This window comes from uncultured Campylobacter sp. (assembly GCF_938045595.1).
Lineage (GTDB): Bacteria > Campylobacterota > Campylobacteria > Campylobacterales > Campylobacteraceae > Campylobacter_B.
On record NZ_CALIBB010000121.1, the window covers coordinates 1 to 2,050 of the forward strand.

The window sequence follows — 2,050 nt, forward strand, 5'->3', positions numbered from 1 at the left end:
CCGAATTTCATCAGAACTCGAGCGCTTGAAATTTCAAATACCCGAATATGAAATTTAGCTAAAACAGACCGAATTTACCGTCTTTACGCTTGTAAAGCACACGCATTTTGGCATCCATATCATTAAAAACCAAAAACTGATCGGTGCTTTCTTTCAGCTTATTTAGCGCCTCATCGATCTCTAGCGGCTTATATAGATCCAGCTCGGTAGGGACGATCTCATCAACTTCATCGTTTAAATTTGGCTTATTGGCACCGACCGCATTATCTACGGCGTTTTGTTTCATCTCGTCGCGATTTTTATGAGAATTTACCTTATCGTGGTATCTGCGTAGAACTTTTGAGGCGCGCTCGACGATGAGATCGACGGCAGCATAGAGATCTTTATCTTTTTGGCGCACGACGATAGTGTCTTGATGCGCTAAATTTAATGAGAAATCCACCACGAAGCCCTTTTTACCTTGCTTCTCGTCAGCAGAAACTACACAACGCCCCGAGATAATGTCGAGATTATATTTTTCTAACGTCTCAAATGCGTTTTCGACATAATTTTTGATAGCTTCCGTTAGCTCAAACTGCTTACCTACGATATTTAAATTCATCGTTTCTCCTTTGCTTTATGGTTTTTGAATAGTGCGCCTATGATATGTGATCTGCGGTCTACCCATAACTTCTACGTTAGATTTCACTATTACATCCACGAGTGCGGCGTGACTTAGAATTTTACCCACACCCCTACCACTTGGAAGCGCCTCGGACGAGCCTTGCCCAAAATTACTATAAGCGACGGTATGATCATCAGGTGCACCTAGCTGTTTATCAAAATATCCGAACGTCACGGTGATGTCAAACATCTTTTGAGCTCGATCATTTGACGGATATTCAAGCGTAATCGTATTTAACGTAGGGTTAGTCGTAGCAGTAGCACCCTTTTCTTTAAGCTCGGTAGTTAGATACTCATGCTTTTGCATAGCAAGGACAGCTAACTCCGTAGCGCTCTGAGCTAGCAGTAGCGCCTGCTCTCTACCTTGAATATTATTGACGTCGCGAGCCGTCATAGACGCTATAGATAGTGCCGTAATCGCCGTAGTCGCTACAATGATGATAAAAAATATGGCCGCTACTAGAGCAAAGCCTTTTTGCATAGTTTTCATTAGTACACCACCTGTGCTTTACAAACGTTTAGATCCAGCTCCGAAGGATCAAAATTTCTGCCGTCGTCTCTCATACATAGCTTAAGCGCGACAGCGCCGTTATCGTCCTTAAACCTAAACAAGCTCACGTCCTCGGCTAGTAACGCACTGCTAGCCTTATCATACGAGTTCGCATCATCTTTAGCAGTGCTCCAAGGACGATAGTTATACTTAAAAAGTAGATTAAAATTCTTACTCAAATTGCCCGCATTGTCTTTCGTATATGTTACGACCTGAGCGGGAACAATCGCGTAAGCGCTATGAGCTATATAGTACTGCTCGGAGAATTCCTGCGAGTTATCGTTGTTTGGATTAAGCGGATACTGATTTATCCTGATAGTTTCGCCTTGTATCTTACCACTACCAGCAATGCTAGGTCTACCTACGGCGATTAGTACGCGGTTGCTACCGTTCACGTCGACCTTTCTATCGTAGCCGTAGCCTATATTTACGCTAGTAGGCGAAGCGTCGTTCGTGACTATCCCAAATATAACGGCGACCTCGTAATTGACAGAAGGGACGTTGTATGTCTTGGCCCTTAAATTCCTAACTATTTTAGCTACTTCCGGGAAGTCGCTACCCAAAGATACCATATTAAACGCAACTCTAGTATCCGCGATATAGCCGGCATCTCCTTTATCTGCATCCGCTTTCCATTTGATATCTCGAAGCTGAGACATCGACATAAAGCCGCTCCAGCCCGGATTTCTCTTATTTATATTTCTCGTCTCTACGCTTTGTCCGATCCACTCTAATATATCGTATTTTGGATCATCTAAAGCGCTAATTGGCACAAATTGGTTTGAGCTAAGTTCTCTGCCTATAGTAGAGCTTTTTATTCTATCTTCCAAGCGATTT

3 protein-coding genes are annotated in these 2,050 nt (G+C 43.1%); all 3 read right to left on the reverse strand.

Translation table 11 applies throughout. The features are described from left to right. Positions 1–58: 58 nt before the first annotated feature. Positions 59–601: a ribosome-associated translation inhibitor RaiA gene (gene raiA / locus Q0340_RS04970; RefSeq protein ID WP_298082417.1), complete on the reverse strand. Its 543-nt coding sequence runs from the start codon at positions 599–601 to the stop codon at positions 59–61. 15 nt (positions 602–616) lie between these two features. Beyond that, positions 617–1,153, reverse strand: coding sequence for a hypothetical protein (locus Q0340_RS04975; RefSeq protein WP_298082418.1), 537 nt, complete (start codon positions 1,151–1,153; stop codon positions 617–619). Beyond that, positions 1,153–2,050 (reverse strand): hypothetical protein (locus tag Q0340_RS04980; protein ID WP_298082419.1); only part of this gene is annotated, 898 nt, incomplete at its 5' end. The genes Q0340_RS04980 and Q0340_RS04975, both read right to left, overlap by 1 nt.

Excerpts from the sequence above, each read along its gene's own strand:
- raiA (WP_298082417.1), bottom strand. The coding sequence starts at position 601 with ATGAATTTAAATATCGTAGGTAAGCAGTTTGAGCTAACGGAAGCTATC.
- Q0340_RS04975 (WP_298082418.1), bottom strand. The coding sequence starts at position 1,153 with ATGAAAACTATGCAAAAAGGCTTTGCTCTAGTAGCGGCCATATTTTTT.